14 protein-coding genes and 1 pseudogene are annotated in these 18,200 nt (G+C 39.6%); 8 read left to right on the forward strand and 7 right to left on the reverse strand.

The genetic code is table 11. The annotated features are described in order from the left end of the window. The first annotated feature begins 103 nt into the window (after positions 1 to 103). Positions 104 to 679, forward strand: coding sequence for a chitin-binding protein (locus QL989_RS00230; protein WP_290167301.1), 576 nt, complete (start codon positions 104 to 106; stop codon positions 677 to 679). A 150-nt stretch (positions 680 to 829) separates the two neighbouring features. Then, entirely contained in the window at positions 830 to 2,902 is a 2,073-nt protein-coding gene (locus QL989_RS00235; RefSeq protein WP_290167303.1) for a S9 family peptidase, read from the forward strand. A gap of 64 nt (positions 2,903 to 2,966) precedes the next feature. On the opposite strand, the gene QL989_RS00240 is transcribed toward QL989_RS00235, so the two are convergent. After that, on the reverse strand, positions 2,967 to 3,440 hold the full coding sequence (locus QL989_RS00240) for a Dps family protein (RefSeq protein WP_008112861.1): 474 nt from the start codon (positions 3,438 to 3,440) through the stop codon (positions 2,967 to 2,969). 399 nt (positions 3,441 to 3,839) lie between these two features. Between QL989_RS00240 and QL989_RS00245 the strand changes: the two genes are divergently transcribed. Next, positions 3,840 to 4,049 carry a hypothetical protein gene (locus QL989_RS00245; RefSeq protein ID WP_008112863.1) on the forward strand — a complete coding sequence of 70 codons (210 nt, stop codon included), beginning with the start codon at positions 3,840 to 3,842 and terminating at the stop codon, positions 4,047 to 4,049. Here the strand turns inward: QL989_RS00245 and QL989_RS00250 are convergent. Together QL989_RS00250 and QL989_RS00255 are read right to left on the reverse strand one after the other, a co-directional pair. Continuing rightward, positions 4,046 to 4,651 carry an alpha/beta hydrolase gene (locus QL989_RS00250; protein WP_290167307.1) on the reverse strand — a complete coding sequence of 202 codons (606 nt, stop codon included), beginning with the start codon at positions 4,649 to 4,651 and terminating at the stop codon, positions 4,046 to 4,048. The two genes, QL989_RS00245 and QL989_RS00250, sit on opposite strands and share 4 nt — an antisense overlap. A 169-nt stretch (positions 4,652 to 4,820) precedes the next feature. Next, a complete protein-coding gene (locus QL989_RS00255) occupies positions 4,821 to 5,357 on the reverse strand; it encodes a YaeQ family protein (protein WP_008112865.1) in 537 nt (178 codons plus the stop codon). 304 nt (positions 5,358 to 5,661) lie between these two features. On the opposite strand from QL989_RS00255, the gene QL989_RS00260 reads away from it, so the two are divergent. After that, on the forward strand, positions 5,662 to 6,867 hold the full coding sequence (locus QL989_RS00260) for a tyrosine-type recombinase/integrase (RefSeq protein ID WP_290167309.1): 1,206 nt from the start codon (positions 5,662 to 5,664) through the stop codon (positions 6,865 to 6,867). A 5-nt stretch (positions 6,868 to 6,872) separates the two neighbouring features. On the opposite strand, the gene QL989_RS00265 is transcribed toward QL989_RS00260, so the two are convergent. The 3 genes from QL989_RS00265 to QL989_RS00275 all read right to left on the reverse strand — a co-directional run bounded on the left by QL989_RS00265 (position 6,873) and on the right by QL989_RS00275 (position 9,661). Further along, on the reverse strand, positions 6,873 to 7,613 hold the full coding sequence (locus tag QL989_RS00265; protein WP_290167311.1) for a hypothetical protein: 741 nt from the start codon (positions 7,611 to 7,613) through the stop codon (positions 6,873 to 6,875). Beyond that, complete coding sequence (locus tag QL989_RS00270; RefSeq protein WP_290167313.1) at positions 7,610 to 8,359, reverse strand: 4'-phosphopantetheinyl transferase superfamily protein; 750 nt, start codon at positions 8,357 to 8,359, stop codon at positions 7,610 to 7,612. Before QL989_RS00270 ends, QL989_RS00265 begins: the two co-directional genes overlap by 4 nt. A gap of 154 nt (positions 8,360 to 8,513) precedes the next feature. Further along, positions 8,514 to 9,661 (reverse strand): IS3 family transposase gene (locus QL989_RS00275; protein WP_290167316.1). Its coding sequence is split into 2 segments (ribosomal slippage): positions 8,514 to 9,424 and positions 9,424 to 9,661, totalling 1,149 coding nucleotides; the frame shifts between segments, so codons are not numbered across the junction. Positions 9,662 to 9,834: 173 nt separating this feature from the next. On the opposite strand from QL989_RS00275, the gene QL989_RS00280 reads away from it, so the two are divergent. The 4 genes and pseudogenes from QL989_RS00280 (at position 9,835) to fusA (ending at position 15,178) form a co-directional block, all read left to right on the forward strand. After that, positions 9,835 to 10,392 (forward strand): GNAT family N-acetyltransferase, encoded by a 558-nt coding sequence (locus QL989_RS00280; RefSeq protein ID WP_290167318.1) that lies wholly within the window; start codon positions 9,835 to 9,837, stop codon positions 10,390 to 10,392. 583 nt (positions 10,393 to 10,975) lie between these two features. Then, positions 10,976 to 11,929, forward strand: coding sequence for a ribosome biogenesis GTPase YlqF (gene ylqF, locus QL989_RS00285; RefSeq protein ID WP_290167320.1), 954 nt, complete (start codon positions 10,976 to 10,978; stop codon positions 11,927 to 11,929). Between the two features lie 733 nt (positions 11,930 to 12,662). Then, positions 12,663 to 12,824 (forward strand): annotated as a pseudogene (locus QL989_RS19150) (succinyl-CoA--3-ketoacid-CoA transferase); the annotation flags it as partial. Positions 12,825 to 13,093: 269 nt separating this feature from the next. After that, positions 13,094 to 15,178: an elongation factor G gene (fusA, locus tag QL989_RS00290; protein ID WP_138609530.1), complete on the forward strand. Its 2,085-nt coding sequence runs from the start codon at positions 13,094 to 13,096 to the stop codon at positions 15,176 to 15,178. Between the two features lie 310 nt (positions 15,179 to 15,488). Here fusA and QL989_RS00295 read toward each other — a convergent pair whose 3' ends face one another. Beyond that, positions 15,489 to 18,152, reverse strand: coding sequence for an ExeM/NucH family extracellular endonuclease (locus QL989_RS00295; RefSeq protein ID WP_178956772.1), 2,664 nt, complete (start codon positions 18,150 to 18,152; stop codon positions 15,489 to 15,491). Between the last annotated feature and the right edge of the window lie 48 nt (positions 18,153 to 18,200).

The following is an 18,200-nucleotide window of genomic DNA, read 5'->3' on the forward strand; positions in this document are numbered from 1 at the left end:
ATTAAAGTCATTCGATATTGGTTAACGCATATTAGCCTACGAGCTAGTTTGCCTGTTGTAAGCCATATGATATGGGCGACGTTTGATTCTTTAAGGTGTTGCAGTGTTTATACATTCATCATTAGCGTGTGGAGAATGGTTAACTATTGGTTGTCTTGGACTGGATCAGTATAGCCAGCTATTTGTTGGTGATACGGTTAGTGTGAGCTTTTACGATGAGCATGGCGAATTAACTCAGCTAGCGTTTGATTATGAAATACTTTCCCCTGAACAGGGGGAACCCCATGCTTGGAGTTTACTGGTAGTTGAGCATATTAATATGCATATTCCACTGGTGTGCGCTGGCAGAATGACAGAGCAAGGATTGGTTGTTGCGTATCGACATAACAAAATTTTTGCACTTGAAAGCAGTGGTATTTGTAGCGCGGTGGTCCATTTTAATCGCGCTGAAAAAAATAAAAAATTAATTGCTGTAAATAGCCTTGGATACGACGCAATTTATCCTCAAAATGGCGATATGTATAGTGCGGGCACCAAAGTATTACAGCCAAAAACTGGGCATATATACCAGTGTAAGGCATGGCCATTTAGCGAATTTTGCCGTGTAGATGAGCATAACACTATGTTTGAGCCTGGCGTTGGCGAGAGCTGGACTATGGCTTGGCAGCAAATACAGTAAATCAACTTCCCTTAGGTATAACGACAACAATAAAATTCACGTAGTTTTTAGTTATCGAATTTATACCGCTTTAGCCCACTCAACTATGAGTGGGCTTTTTTATTTTTATGATAAACTGGCCGCCATTGTTATTTTTTAAGCGGTTTTTTTGTGTCTTCTTCTGATTATTCTTTAAGCTTATTGCCTAATTTTCCTATTGCTAAAAAGCAACCTTATGCGCTTACAACTCACGCAAAAACACGCAGTGATGATTATTATTGGATGCGCGATGATGAACGAAAAAGTGTCGAAATACTCGCGCATTTAGCACAAGAAAACACCTATTGTGATGAGCAGTTAGCCCCCATTAAGCCATTACAAAGTGCATTATTTGAAGAGCTTAAAGGCCGTATTGTAAAAGATGATAACACTGTACCGGTAAAAGACGGCCAGTATTGGTATCACTCAGAGGTTCGCGGAGATGATGAATATGCACGCCATTATCGCAGTAGCAGTATGGCAATGGCTAATAAAGTGTTGCTACTTGATGTGAATGAACTTGCTAACGGCTATGAGTTTTATGAGCTAGGGGAAGTGGCGCTGAGCCCCAGTGAGCAATTAATGGCATACTCTGAGGATACCGACGGCAGACGTATTTACACTGTTCGCTTTAAAGATTTAAACAACGATAAAATGCTCGACGATGTACTTGAAAATACCGAGGGGCAGGTTGTTTGGGCGAACGACAATCAAACCGTATTTTATGTAAAAAAGGATTTAAAAACCTTATTGGGTTATCAAGTTTTTAGACATGAGCTAGGGACCGAGCAAGACCAAGATGTGTTGGTATATGAAGAGCAAGACAGTAGCTTTTTTATGGGGTTGGGTAAAAGTCGTGATGAAAGCTTAATTATTATCGATTTAGCAAGCACAGAAACTAACGACATGTGGATACTTGATGCCAATCAACCCCATGGCGAATTTACTGCTTTAATGCCGCGTGAAGAGGGCCATGAATTTGATATTGATAAGCTTGGTGATACTTTTTATATAGTGACTAACTGGCAGGCTAAAAACTTTAGATTAATGACCGCGACAAGCAATACCATTGCTGATAAAAACCAGTGGCAAACACATACCCCTCATCGTGAAACTGTATTATTAGAAGGCGTTGAACTATTTAACGACTTTTTAGTGCTTAGCGAGCGCGAACAAGGCCAAGCACGCTTTGTTGTGGTTAATCAAAACGCCGAGCGAATGAACCTTGAGTTTGATGATCCTTGTTATTACGCTGCTATTGCCATGAACCCAGAGCCAAATGTAGCTCATGCACGCATTTACTATTCGAGCTTAACGACTCCCGGCTCGCTTTATAATGTTGATTTAACCACCGGTGAAAAAACCTTACTTAAACAACAAAAAGTACTTGGTGATTTTAACGCAGGAGACTATCAGTCAGAGCGACTCATGGTCAGCGCTCGTGATGGGATAAAAGTACCGGTGTCGTTGGTTTATCGTAAAGATAGTTTTAAACAAGATGGTTCAAATCCGTTATTTCAATATGGCTATGGCGCGTATGGGATCACCATAGATCCAAGCTTTTCAAGTACATCACTGAGTTTACTCGACCGTGGTTTTGTTTATGCAATTGCGCATGTGCGTGGTAGTGAAATGCTAGGGCGTTCATGGTACGAACATGGTAAAAAACAGCATAAACAAAATAGCTTTAATGACTTTATAGATGTAACCAAAGCGCTCACTGAGCAAGGGTACGGCAACAAAAGTAAAGTGTTTGCCTCTGGTGGCAGTGCTGGGGGGTTATTAATGGGAGCTGTGGTAAATCAAGCGCCTGAACTTTACTGTGGAGTGGGCTGCCATGTGCCATTTTTAGATGTGCTCACCACCATGTTAGATGAAAGCATTCCGCTTACAACAAATGAGTATGATGAATGGGGTAACCCAAACGACCCCCATTTTTACGAGATTATTGAAGCGTATTCACCGTACGACAATATTAGTGCGCAACACTACCCCAATATATTGGTGACAACCGGCTTGCATGACTCACAAGTACAGTATTGGGAACCAATGAAATGGGTGGCTAAAATGCGTGAATATAAAACCGATGATAATATTTTAGTGTTTAAAACCGACATGGATGCAGGGCATGGTGGGGCATCGGGTCGCTTTAAGAGCTTAGAAGAAAAAGCGCTAGAAATGGCCTTTTTTATCGCTTTGTCATAGCCAGTATATGATTATCACAAAAAAGCCTCAGTAATAACTGAGGCTTTCTATTTTTTAAAATAACTTAATCTAGGTAGGCTTTTAACATCCACACTAGTTTTTCTTGCTCTTTAATGTAGTCACTCATTAATGACGCGGTACCTTCATCATCAGCTTCAGCGGCTTGTGCAAGAATATCGCGCTGCATTTTAATTAAGCTGCTGTATCCGGCAAGTAAGTTCTCTACTGCGGTTACGCCATCGCTGATCCCTTTTGCTTCTTTAATTTCACTTACTTCTAAGTAATCTGAAAACGCATGTAGCGGTGCACCATCAAGCGTTAAAATACGTTCTGCGATTTCATCTACTTTTAATAGTAGTAAGTTATAAATTTCTTCAAACTTTAAATGTAATTCAAAAAAGTTTCGGCCTTTAATATTCCAGTGAAAACCGCGCGCATTCATATATTGAATTTGATAGCTGCTTAAAAGCGTATTCAGTGACTTAATAATATCTTCACTTTTTGTACTGTTTAAACCAATTGCATTTACTTGCGACATACCTTGCTCCTTAAATAACCGTTTTTATGAATTTTCACATATTGCTCAGTAAAATAAGTATTGCTCATAATCGTCTATGAATAAAATCGTTTATACATATTGATGCCATAGCTAAAAGCTATCAGCGTATCTGTGGTTTTATAAATGAATTAACTAACGCTGTTCAATAGATATGGGTTGTGTTTATAAAAATACTACCTTGAGCAGCGAAATTGTTTATTTTGTGAGTACAAAATATGATCTAAAACAAGCTTTTGAAAGGCTCAGCACAGACTTATTTTATTTATTGATTTAGGTCAAAAAACGCGCACAAGTAAAGCGCATAATCAATATAACCCAACTTGATAGAGAGTACTTTATTAAGTTAAGGGGCTACTTGATTAGATGCGGAGAGAAATAATGGAAGCTAAAACACGTAAAGAGAATAAAGCTGAACTCATCGTTATTGGTATTGCTTTGGTCGCGTTTGTTGTTGGATTAGTTGCGCACTTAGCGGGTGCGAGTTTTGCAAACTCTGATACCTTTGGTTACATCGCTGCACCCATGCCGCTGGTGTTAGGTATTATATTTTTGATCAGCTATAAAGTGGCCGCTGCAGCTGAGGACTAAATGTCCTCGTTCAAGCGCTCAAGAATATAATTAACGACTTGGCGAGAGTAAATCATACTGGTATGGCTTAAGTGAAACACTTTGTGTTCAGCCATACCTTTAAGTTTGGTTTCATCTAGCAGTACGGTACCATCAGAGCGGCTGCCTTTTACAATGAGTGGCATTAAACCAATCGGTAAGTCGCCGGCAATACTGTATAGCTTGGCTTTAAAAGGCCAATCACCATTCTTAGACAGTAAAAATTCAACACTATTTTTTAATAATAGTTCGAACCCTTTTTGCTGCATTTTTTCAGCAATATGGCTGCCAGTATGTGGCGTCCCTAAGGTGATCACCTTTTCAACATGATGACTTGGCGCTGAGTTTGCTTCTAAATAGGCGCGGGCAACTAAGCCCCCCATAGAGTGGCAGACTAAAGCAGAAGGCTCATCGCTAATAAACTCATCTACTTGCGTAAAAATAGCATCTCGATTAGGGTCAAGAGTATTGTAGGTTAGGTTTAAAACTTTAACCCCCGACTCTTCCAAACGTGAACATAACGGGCGCATAACCAAGCCAGACATATACAAGCCATGTAAAACAATAACGCGTTTAACTTTCATACGCCCCCTAATACCAATTTTATTAAAAACATATTAAATAATCCGCTACCTGCGTTAAAAATTATTTATATAGAACAACTATATGTCATCATTTTCGCCTTGTTATCGACTTATTTCTTTGTTGCTATAATAGATAACTAATTTAATGCAATTGGTATAACTACCGTAATTACATTAATTGCTGCGGTTTTATTTCAATATTGGTAGTGTCGGTATTAACCCAAACTTCACCATCTTGAATGGTAATAGCCAATTTAATATTACGATCAACCAACGCAGCTAATAATTGAGTAGCAGCATAATCAAGGCTAAAAATGCTTAGGTTTTTAAACTCGTACAATTTAGGCTGATGCTTTTGCCACCAAATAGCTTGGTTATTCTCGCCATAGGTATATAAAACTACTTTTTTAGCTTTATTACAGGCTTTTTTAAGGCGCTTTTCATCTGGTAACCCCAGCTCAATCCACAGCTCTATTTCTTCGCTGTAATTGACATGCCAAAGCTCCGGCTCATCATCAGCACATAAACCTTTAGTAAACTCTAATCCATCACAGCTATTAAGTGCAAACGCTAGTAAGCGGATCATCAAACGCTGCTCAGTTTCTGAAGGGTGTTGTGCCAAGGTTAAATTAAAGTCTTGGTATACGTGACGGTCCATATCGCTAAGCGATAGTTGCGCTTTAATAATGGTAGATTTGAGAGCCATAATATCTAATCTGAAAAAATTTGCGCCAGTATAGCGCAATTAAATGAATTGCCAGTTAAAATAGCTACAAATTATATGTTAGGAGTTAAAAATGGCTATCCAGTGGTTCCCTGGGCGCTTGCATTAACTTCCGTACTGCTCCTTAGTGACAATTAAAGTTCATGTAAAACATACGATTAACCTGTTTTTGTTCCGTGTTTGTCCGGTCTAATCTTGTTGCTTCTACTATTTTTAGTACCCACGTTAGTACCCATGAGATTGTATTTTATATATACTAGTCTTAATCATCATTATGGAGCTTATTATGGCTAGGCCTGTAGTACGTCTAACGGATAAAAAGATAAAATCAATTACTAGTACAGGCAAAGAGCAAACGCTTTCTGACGGTGGCGGTCTTCAACTGCGTGTTTTACCTAGCGGCACTAAGTCTTGGCAGTTTAAATTTAAAGATCCAATAAGTGATAAATTTAATAAATTACCTTTAGGGCTTTATCCTGGACTATCGCTTGCTAACGCACGTACTAAAGCTATTGAGTACCAAGAACTATTGGCTCAAGGTATTAATCCAAAGGCATATGAACTAGCTAAAAAACAGGCTGAGAGCCGCAAAGCTGCGAATACTTTTTTAGTTGCCGCAGAACTTTGGTTTGAACGAAAAAAGCCAACTGTTACGCCTCATCACGCAGCTAGGGAATGGCGAACGCTTGAGATGTATATTTTCCCGAAAATGAAGGGGATGCCTTTAGAAAGCATTACAGCGATTGATACCACTGAAATTCTCAGGCCACTTGAGACTGACGGTAAACACTCCACAATCAAACGTATTTGCCAAAGCTTAAACCAGATTATGGATTACTCAGTAAACCATGGCTTTATCAATGCCAATCCACTAGCAAAAATTATAAAAGTATTTACTAAAAACACGGTTGATCACATGGCTACAATAAGGCCTGAAGAGCTACCTGATTTTTTAACGGCTGTGAATAACTCTAAAACCATTCAGGACAAAACCAAGCTTTTAATTTTGTGGCAGTTGCACACAATGACTCGCTCAAAGGAAGCCGCAGGCACTAAGTGGGCTGACATTAATATTGAAGAGGCTGTATGGGTGATCCCAGCCGAAGAAATGAAGCGTAGAAGGGCCCACAGAGTGCCTTTAACACCCACTACTTTAGCAATACTTGATCAAATGAAGCCGTTAAGCGGTCATCATGAGTATGTATTCCCGAGTGAGCGTAATGAAAACAGCCATGCAAGTACCTATACGGTGAATGCAGCGATTAAACGTAGCTTGGGTTACAAAGATAAGCTGGTAGCTCATGGCTTGCGCTCCGTTGCCTCTAACGCCCTTCATGAAAAAGGTTACGATAGTCTTTTAGTTGAAGCCTGCTTAGCCCACGCAGATGAAAATGAAACAAGAGCGGCATATAACCGCTCTGATTATTTAGAGCAACGCAGGCCAGTAATGTTATGGTGGAGTGAGTTAATTGAGCTGAGTAATTCGAAATAAAGTGCCTAATCGAGCATTGTTTTGACTACTTTATTGAGAGCTTTTTTTTCTGTAGTATTTAGTTTTTTAGCGTAGCTTGCTAGTTTCTTCTGGTTGGCTTTGGTTAAACCAAAGGAGCTATTATTCTTTTGGCGAAGTATTTTTTGTTTATGTGCGTTGTATAATGATGTAGTTAATTCATCTGTTGTTGGAAGCCTATCTCTTTTTAAGCTAACAGAGACTCTATTTATTTTCAATGTGTTAGAGTAGGACGGCACATCCGGGTAAATATTTATACTGCTTATTGTAAATCTTATACCGCTATATTTTCTTTCTACATATCCCATGATTGCGCTATTAGGGTAAGGATTAACTTTGTAATGTGCATATTGATCGTAGTTCAATGATTCTAATGAGGCTTTTTTAAGAGTAGCTTTGCCTTCGTTTTTTAATTCTAGATAATGCGAATATAATTCTAAAAAAGGTGCTTTATTTGTGACCTCAGAGCTGTTTTCTGTGTTCAGGTCGAGGAAGGGCACATTTCTCGTTGTAATATTTACGGTATTATTGTGATTAGAAGCTTTCTTTTTAGAAAAGCACTTACTGGACTTCCCAGCTTTCACTGCAACCTTTTCGATAAAGTATTCATCTTCTGTAATAGTTAATTTGAGTTCAAGATGTTTCGGTACTGTCAATAAACGGGATAAAAAACCTCTATAAACAGCATTATAGTGGAGTTCCCAAGGGCTGTATGGTTTGATTCTCATCTAGCTACAGTTATAAGTGATATGACAATTGAGTGTACTTGATGAAAATGGCAAAAATAGGTTTGATGCAATTTATATTTGCTTCGAAAGCTTTCTTCTAATTTTAATTCGAGAATATTATGCTTTAAATCTAAGTTTATAGCTTGCGCAATCTCAAAGCCGAAAAAACAATTAACATATTTATACAATGCTTTATATAATGCTTCCTTTGCTGAAAATAAAATAGTCGTGGCCTTGTTGCTTTCAATTCCTTTGTTAATGAATAAGGAGATCTCATCTTCATTGTGGATTTGTTTAGCAATTTGTATACAAACACTTTCCTCTATGTGCTCTTCGATATCAATACCTAACGATGAAATTATACTCGAAGGACCCACGATTGCAGCAGCAATATCATTAGTATGGGAAATTGACCCGGCAACTTCATTTGGCCATTGCGGGCCTTTATTTTGAGAGGCTTTAATACTTTTTAATGGAATCGGTGCTCCAATTACTTTCAAGGCTTCAGCAGCTGCAAGTCTTCCAGCTAAAAATTCAGCTTGCCTTTTAGGAACTGCTTTGGAAATAGTTGGCTCAAAAGGGACATCAAAACACTCAAAATATTCTGGAGAAAAATTGTGTATATCGAATTTACACGTAACTAACCTGATTGGGAGTGATATGTGCTCCCATATTTCTGTTTCTGTAATAAAGTCTGTTGAATTGTACTCGTTAGACTGTTTATGAATAAAATTTTGAAGAAGCATTAAGTAAGTTTCCCGTAAACTTTTTAAATTAAAGCAATCACCTGTAACTGGATTGTTTCTTACCGATTTTAAATCTTAGTGTTTGTGTAATTATATTATTACAAGAGCTAGAAAACCCCCGAGAAGTAACGATATATGGACTTCCCAGCTTTCACTAGACAGTTTCTAATTCAGAAAAATACGCTTCCTCAAACTTAGCAGGTGAAACACCGCCTGTATGCGAGTGACGTTTTTTCGGATTGTAAAACATTTCTATAAAATTAAATATCTCTGCTTTCGCATCATTTCGTGTTGAGTAAATCTTCCTTTTAATTATTCGCTTTTTAATCGTTGCAAAAAAGCTTTCAGCAACTGCATTATCGTGACAATTCCCAGCTCGACTCATTGAGGGTACAGGGTTATGTTCTTTCATAAAGGCTAAGTAATCAGCGCTACCATACTGGCTTCCTTGATCACTATGTACCATTACGTCAGCTTTGGGTTGGCGTTGATAAACTGCCATGAGTAATGCTTTAATTACTAAGTGCTTGTCCATGCTTTTATCCATCGACCAGCCTACGATGCGCCTAGAGAATAAATCCATGACAGTTGCTACATACAAGAAGCCTCCATAGGTTCTCACATAAGTAATATCACTTACCCAAGTTTGATTCGGCGCAGGAGGATTAAACTGACGAGCTAGCAAGTTATCTGCAATGCGTGATGTTTTACCGCCTTTAATATGGCGACGTTTATAACCTATCTGCGCTTTGAGTTTATGTTGGCGCATGATCTTAGCGACACGATTAACACTACATTGCTCACCAGCTTCACGTAAATCTGCGTGTATCCAAGGACTACCGTAAGTGCCACCACTGGCAACGTAAAACTCTTTAATAAGCTTAAGCAAACGATTATCTTCGATTGCTCTGTCACTCAATGGCTTCTTTAACCACGCATAAAAGCCACTGCGGTGTAGCTTAAATAGTTTACACATCGCAACTATAGAAAACTCATTTTGATGCTCACGAATAAAAGCGTACTTTACTCGGGGTTGCTGGCAAAGTACCTTGCGGCCTTTTTTAGAATGTCGCGTTCCTCCGTGACACGTTTTAACTCGGCCTCAAGTTTGGCGATCCTTAGCTGTTCATCTGATGATTTGGTTTGTTTGGGTTTCTCTGATAACTGGCTTCGCCAGTGATATAACGTTTTGGTACAAATATCTAATCGTTCTGATACTTCAGTAACTGAATAACCACGTTCAGTTATTTGTTTAACTGCTTCTATTTTAAATTCTTGGGTATATCGTTTGCCTTTGCTCATAAAACACCTCTAATTGGAAGTTACAATGTAACTCATTAGGTGTCTAGCAAACTGTGGGAAGTCCAAACCTTTGAATCTATTGTCGTAAAAGAGCGATTCGTGGTAAAAGTATAAGGCACTTTTTCAGAAGTTCAAAACGACTGTTACAAAAAATAAAAAGCGGAGAAGTACAATTGTCATTTCCAATATTAGAAACTGAACGCCTGGAGTTAAATGAGATAACAAGCAGCGATGTCGATGCCATTTTTACCATTTTTTCAAATCCAGACGTTATTGAGTATTACGACACCTCAGTATTTACTGCAAAGGAGCAAGCGGAAAAGCTAATCAGTTTGTTCACTTCTCGATTTGAAAAAGGGCTGGGTATTCGCTGGGCAATCAGAACGAAAACCGATAATCTACTTATAGGAACCTGCGGATTTAACAGCTGGAATGCTAACATACAAAACACCAGTTTAGGCTATGAATTAATGCCGTCTTGCTGGGGAAGAGGGTATGCGCAAGAGTCAGTAGACGCCATTATTAAATGGGCCTTTGCTGACAAGCTCCCGTGTGGAGCAATTCATCGTATTCAAGCCGATACGGTGCCAGGAAACAACGCTTCTGAAAAATTATTAATTAAACTCGGGTTTAAAGAAGAGGGTCTCAGGCGAGATAGTGGGTACTGGAAAAATGAATTTCATGATCTTAAGTGTTTTGGACTTTTGAAAACTGATATTAAAGATATGTAGAGTTTAAGGCGTGTTGAACAGCTAAAACTGATAAAGTACTTAGTGCCATAAGTGACTAAAATGGGAGAAAAATCATTGAGGATTTATCGAAGTTCACGGCTACAATGTCAATTGCTGAGCAATTTATGAAAAGGGGTGATGTTGAACATTTAATACCTTTAATATTGTCTATAAGACAACAGTATATAGTAGAGGTCTTTTAAGAAAAGCTATCAAAGCTGCTTTTAATGACCAATTTCCGGAGTGTATGGGGTATATATTTGCACTTAGAGGTCGAGTTGTTAATTTAAAGTTACTTAAAGCTAATTGACATGCATTAAATCAAGATGTTTATAATTTAACATTAGAGCAGAATATGTTGGGCTATATTAAAAGCAGTGAGTTTAGAGATTAGAAAAGCTTCACGTCTTTTAGAGTTGAATCAAGTCTTGTACTTAACTGATAAATGCTAGAGTTTATACTTTGTTGGGCTAGTGTAGTAAACTTAGCTTTGGTACTAAAAGTACAAAAGCATAGTTTTACTTTTAGTACCCACATTAGTACCCATAGGCTGCGGTCTTTAATTAAAGGTCATATAAATCAAATGAGTAGAGCTGGAATACAGTGGTTCCCTGGGCACATGAATAAAGCCCGAAATGAAATTAAAGAAATAATGCCACAAATGGATGTGATCATTGAAGTGCTAGATGCGCGCATTCCTTACAGTAGCGAAAACCCGATGGTGGCTACTTTGCGTGAAGGTAAGCCGGTCATCAAAATATTGAATAAAGCCGATTTAGCTGACCCTAAAATGACCCAAGCGTGGAAGGATTACTTTGAGCAAGAAAACGGCGTAAAAGCGATTGCATTTGGTAACGATAAAGCCGCAGAGGTGCATCGTATTAATGAGCTGTGTAAAAAGTTAGTACCACATAAAGTCGGTGCCGATAAGCAAATTAAAGCTATGATCATGGGGATTCCTAACGTAGGTAAATCTACGCTCATTAATGTACTTGCTGGACGTATAGTGGCTAAAACCGGCAATGAGCCTGCAGTGACTAAGGCGCAGCAACGTATTAAACTTGATGATGGCATTATGCTTTACGATACGCCTGGGATGCTGTGGCCAAAAGTAGAAAACGAAAACTCAGGTTATCGTTTAGGCGCAACCGGAGCAATACGTGATACCGCTATTGAGTACGAAGAAGTGGCAAGCTACACCGCTGAGTATTTATTACATGCCTATCCTGAGCTTTTAAAAGCGCGCTATAAATTAGATGAATTGCCAGAAAGCGATTGGGAATTTGTTGAAATGGCGGGTAAAAAACGCGGCTGTATTCGCGGTGGCAACCAAATCGATACGTATAAAATGTCAGAAATTCTAATTAATGAATTACGAGATGGCATTATTGGTCGTATTACCATGGAGACACCTGCCATGCGTGAAGAGGAAGAAATAATGGTAGCTGGATTGCGCGCGGCGGCAGAAGCGAAAAAGCAAGCCAAAGAAGAAGAGAAAAAACAACGCCGAGCACGTGCACGAAAAAACCGCCGTTAATTTTTAAAGCGTAGGTTAAAGCCTTACGCATTAAATTACAGACATAAAAAAAGCCCGTAAGGGCTTTTTTAGTTTCATATCTACCGTCACCGATATGAGCAATGTAGCAAGTAAATGAGTAGGGCGGAAACAGGTCATAAACAGCAAGGGACGTTGTGGTTTATAACAGGTTTCCATAGCTGTTAACGTGCGCCACACGTTTGTTTCAGGGTCGAGAAACACATGAATTTTTCCGTCACAAGAAGCAATGCATGCCTTCTTGTTGATAGTGATTATCAGTTAGATTTGAGTGGCTGTCAACACCTTAATGAAAATAGTTCTCATTAACTTTATGTTGGCTTTATATTAAATTACAGGCATAAAAAAAGCCCGTAAGGGCTTTTTAGTTTCATATCAACCGTCACCGATATGAGCAATGTAGCAAGTAAGTAATAGACGATTATCTGCAATCAATATCAAGGGGCGTTGTGATTAATTACAGATAATCTTGGCTTTAACGTGAGCCACACGTTGTTTCAGGGTCGAGAAACAAATGAACTTTACCGTCACAAAAAGCAATGTACTTTCTTCTTGTTGAGATTGATTATCAGTTAGATTTAGATAACTGTCAACACTTAAATGCAAATAATTCTTATTTTAACTTTTTGTTCATTTATAGCACTAAAGTAAGGGCTGTAAAACGGATTTCATGTTGCGGGGAAAACACTACTTTATGGCTACTATTAAATAAGCTGAAGCGAAGCTATTGGGCAAAAGTAGCCTGTCACTAACCGGTGTTGCCTGTATCTATAAAGTAATAACTGACCTGGCTTTGTTAGAAATTAAAGCCAAAACAGCAGGCAATTTAGTTATTAGCAACAAGGTTAAAACCATGAGTTTTGGGTTACTTTACTAATAAAATGCATATGGCAAAAAAGTTGTATTTGCTTCATACCACCACTTAATGGCACTTTTAATGTTCAACAATAACGCTGATAAAGGCTTAAGTCGTTTAAATACGGTTTATAACAAGCCCCTTTTAAGTCCATCTCTTACCTCGAAATATCTTTAAAGCAAGTTTTTTATAAATTGATTGCATTTTAAGCGACTTCTATGGTGATGTTCGCTTTAAGTAATGCTATACTCCCGCCGAATAATTTATCGACTTTATTAAGAGTAAAATTAATGGCAGATTTATCGAAGTACAGAAACATTGGTATTTTCGCGCACGTTGATGCGGGTAAAACCACAACTACTGAGCGTATCCTAAAGCTTACAGGTACTATCCACAAAACAGGTGAGGTTCATGATGGTGAATCGACTACCGATTTCATGGATCAAGAAGCTGAGCGCGGTATTACTATCCAGTCTGCGGCAGTAAGCTGTTTCTGGAAAGATCACCGCTTTAACGTTATCGATACTCCTGGACACGTTGACTTCACAGTTGAAGTTTACCGTTCACTTAAAGTATTAGATGGCGGTGTGGGTGTATTCTGTGGTTCTGGTGGTGTTGAACCACAATCAGAAACTAACTGGCGTTACGCGAATGAGTCAGGTGTTGCACGTATTATCTTCGTAAACAAATTAGACCGTATGGGTGCTGATTTTTACCGTGTAACAGCGCAAGTACAAAAAGTACTTGGTGCTACTCCACTTATCATGACTTTACCAATCGGTATTGAAGATGATTTTGTTGGTGTTGTTGATGTTTTAAACAAGCAAGCATACGTATGGGATGACACTGGTCTTCCAGAAAACTACGAAATCACAGACGTTCCTGCAGACATGGTAGAAAAAACTGAAGAATACCATGAGATGCTTATCGAAACTGCTGTAGAGCAAGACGATGACCTAATGGAAGCGTACATGGAAGGTGAAGTACCTTCAGTTGAAGATATCAAGCGTTGTATCCGTAAAGGTACTCGTGACCTTGCTTTCTTCCCAACGTTCTGTGGTTCTGCATTCAAAAACAAAGGTATGCAATTAGTACTTGATGCTGTTGTTGATTACTTACCTGCACCTACAGAAGTTGATCCTCAACCTCTTATGGATGAAGAAGGTAACGAAAACGGCGAGCATGCAATTGTATCTGCAGACGAACCTTTCAAAGCGCTTGCATTCAAAATCATGGATGACCGTTTTGGCGCATTAACTTTCGTACGTATCTACTCTGGTAAGCTTAACAAGGGTGACACAATCCTTAATGCGTTTACTGGTAAAACTGAGCGTGTTGGCCGTATGGTTGAGATGCAAGCAGATGAGCGTAAAGAGCTTACTTCAGCACAAGCGGGCGATATCATCGCTATCGTTGGTATGAAGAACGTGCAAACTGGTCACACTCTATGTGATCCTAAGCACCCAGTAACTCTAGAGCCAATGGTTTTCCCAACTCCAGTAATCTCGATTGCTGTACAGCCTAAAGATAAAGGCGGTAATGAGAAAATGGGTGTTGCTATCGGTAAAATGGTTGCAGAAGATCCATCTTTCCAAGTTGAGACTGATGAAGATTCAGGCGAAACTATCCTTAAAGGTATGGGTGAGCTTCACTTAGATATCAAAGTAGATATCCTTAAGCGTACTTACGGCGTAGACCTTATCGTTGGTCAGCCTCAAGTTGCTTACCGTGAAACTATTACTCGTGAAATCGAAGATAGCTACACGCATAAGAAACAATCTGGTGGTTCTGGTCAGTTCGGTAAAATCGATTACCGCATCAAGCCAGGCGAAGTGGGTTCTGGTTTCGCGTTCACTTCATCAGTTGTTGGTGGTAACGTACCTAAAGAATTCTGGCCTGCAGTTGAGAAAGGCTTTAAGTCAATGATGGGTGAAGGTGTTCTAGCTGGCTTCCCAGTACTTGACGTTGAAGTTGAGCTTTTCGACGGTGGCTTCCACGCCGTGGATTCATCTGCAATTGCTTTCGAAATCGCTGCTAAAGGCGCTTTCCGTCAGTCTATCCCTAAAGCGGGTGCACAACTTCTTGAGCCAATCATGAAAGTTGACGTGTTCACACCTGAAGATCACGTTGGTGATGTAATCGGTGACCTTAACCGTCGTCGTGGTATGTTAAGCAATCAAGAAGCTGGTTTAACAGGCGTTCGTATTAAAGCTGACGTACCGTTATCAGAAATGTTCGGTTACATCGGTTCACTACGTACAATGACATCTGGTCGTGGTCAGTTCTCTATGGAGTTCTCACACTACGCTGCATGTCCACAAAACGTAGCTGACACTGTAATCGCTGCAGAAAAAGAGAAAAATGCTGCTAAGTAATTAGCACTTTAACTCTTTGAAAAACCCGCACTTGTTGCGGGTTTTTTATTGTCTGAAGTTTGCAAGCAGGTGAATGCTATCAATACCAACCCGCAATAAGACTTAATCATTTTGAGGGGATAAACCAGAGGCTAGCTGCGTTAAAGTTTTCTCAACAAAAATAATTAAAAACGAAATCTTTGCTTTGTTATCGACACAATTTTCCTGTTCTTAATATAACTCACTTAATTAAGTGAATGAGTATAAGTGTTTTTGCTGTTTATAAAAAAAGCCGCTAGTGCGGCTTTTTTATGTTAATAGCAATGTGATATTAATCTACGTACTTGGTTGCTTTATAAGTGAGCTTAACATTACCAAAAGGAATGGCGCCGTTTACACGCACTCGCCACTTACCTTCTTGTGGATTGGTAAAAGAGCAGCTTTCACTATTACCTAGGCTAATTGAAGCACAATCTTTTCTGAAAAGCGTTGGGTTTCTTTTGTGGCGTACAAATAAGTTTGCATCACCCCAGCCACCTTCAAGGCTAACGGTTAACTCGTCGTAACCTTGCGGGATTTCAAAGCTGTAGCTTTTCCACCAAAACCAGCCACCAATATTATTAATTTCGCCAATAATTACTTCAGGTTCTGGCTCAGGTGGCGCGATAATCGTTGAACGAATATCGACAATAACAGGGTCATGATCTGATGCTCTGTAAGGTCCTTGAGCATACAAGCTTGATTGCTGTGCGTCAGATTTAAATTCAACATTATAATCAAGTGAAATAGGTTCATCGGCGTTAATATGCCAATCACTGGCGCTCACTACTTTACTTAATAAGCTCGGGCTTGCTAGGGCGTGATCTAAACTTCCTGCACGACCAGAAAAGCTGTAAGAATAACCTAAAGTGTTGCTATCTAGCTCAGCAACCACATTTTTAAGGCCTTTATCAGCAAATGCACGGATAGGATCTTCCATTGCATACGCGTTCATGTCGCCAACAAGAATGATATCTTCATCATCAACCCCTGTTGGTTTACTATTTAACCAATCAGCAAATGCATTTGCGCCAGCAGTTCTGATTTCATTCCAACATGCTTGACCGTCACCTTGATCAGCATTGCCACCAGTTGCGCTTCTACAACCACCTTTAGATTTAAGATGAGCAACCGCAACAGTAAAGACTTCTTCTGTCTCTAAAGATTTAAAGCTTTGTGCAATAGGTGCACGGTTACTGTAATCGAAAGGCGCATCGGTAGTAATTGCTGCAGTACCCACTTGCTGCACTTTATCCGCACGGTAAATAAGTGCAGTAGTGATAGCGTCGGTGCCTATTTTATCAACACCAAAGTCTACAAATGCATATTGATTTTGACTATCAGCGTCATTAAGTGCATTTACTAAACTAGCAACAGCACTAAATTCGCCAAAACCGTCATTTTCAATTTCCATTAAGCCAATCACATCTGCTTGCATAGCACTGATAGCGCTGACTAGCTTGGCTTGTTGACGAATTAACTCGGCTTCTGAATCAGCACCACGGCTAGTTGGGAAACCGCCACCTTGGCCATCGCCATTAAAGTAGTTAAGTACGTTAAAGCTGGCAACACGCAAATCAGCGTCAGGGTTTAACTCTGGTGCATCGGTGCGTGGATTGGTTGCTATAAACTGAGGTGTTGTTGTTGGGTGAATACGGTAAGTACTAAAGCTGTAAGCTAGCGCACCTGTTACAGAATTTACTGTATCGCCTGTGCGTAAAGTATTCTCTGCTGATAACCCAGGGACAGGATAAGCGATAGGATCGCGGTTTTGACGAGTTGAGCCATCATCTAAGAGTATTTTTTTATTTAGATTTTGTGCTTCAACCGCATTCGCAGCCGCGCCAGGAAGTGCAACTTGAGTACCTTGGTATAAGCGTTCAGTGGCAAGTTCTAGCTCTCCATAGCGACCTAAACCATAATTGTTAGTAACAATAAGCGGCTGCTCTAAGGTAACCAGCATACCTTCAAACGCTTCTAATTCACTTGGTTCGGTGACGGGCAGAGTGACTTTAGTTGGGTAAGCTGAAAGGCCGGTATCACAAATAGCAACTTGACTAACATTGCCAATTTGGGTGGCATCAAAATACTCTTCAACAGTACCTTGTACGCGAACGTGATCACCCACATTAACATCCGTAGTGGCAAAGTAAACAAATACCCCTTCAGAGGTAAGTGGGTTTGCATCTTCATCACTATTAAGTGAATTTACAAAAAAGCCTTTGAGCTGATCATCTGCTTGGAAATCAGCTGTTACTACACCTTCAAACTCAACCACAGTGTTAACTAGTGGGCTGCTTGTGCCTTCGCCTTGAATGCTGCTAATTAATGTTTTTTCAGCGCCACATAATAAAGGCTCTTCAGGTTCTGGATCTGGATCTGGGTTAGGTGAAGAATTTCCTGCAAATATGCCTAAATCACTAAAGTCATCTTGCTCAAATTGCAGCCATTGCTCGCTTGGGTTGAAACTATCATCGGCGTCAGTGCGCCCATTTAATTCAGTTTCTTTGCGGCGTAATGTTTTATTTTGTGTTTTCACGCCCCCTTCTGACCAAAATGAACCAGGGTCTACACCGCGCTGGCCAAAGCTATCAATAACCACAGAGCCTTGTGTAAGTACCAGTGCATCGTCGCCATTAAAGTTAGTCACGGCGCTGAGTTGGTCAGCTTTTTCTTTTAGTTCTGCTGATGCATTACCATTAACAATCACGTAGGTGCTATTTGCAGCAAGTTCGCCAGTTAAATCGAATGTATTATTTGCATCTGTACTGCCATTTGAATAGAGGCTAAGGGTATGGCCATCTAATGACAGTGGGGTTGTCGAATTGTTAAATAGTTCTATTGCTTTATTATAGCTACTGCCTTCTACGTACTCAGATATAACGAGGTTAGCGGTAGCGGGTGCACTTAGGCTTGCTAATACAAGCGCCAAAGGCGTTATTTTTGTTTTTAACATTATTATTTTTCCCGTGTTTTTGTTTCCCCAAATGGGACGCTTAGTGTA

It is taken from the genome of Pseudoalteromonas sp. APC 3224, assembly GCF_030407535.1.
Classification (GTDB): Bacteria; Pseudomonadota; Gammaproteobacteria; order Enterobacterales; family Alteromonadaceae; genus Pseudoalteromonas.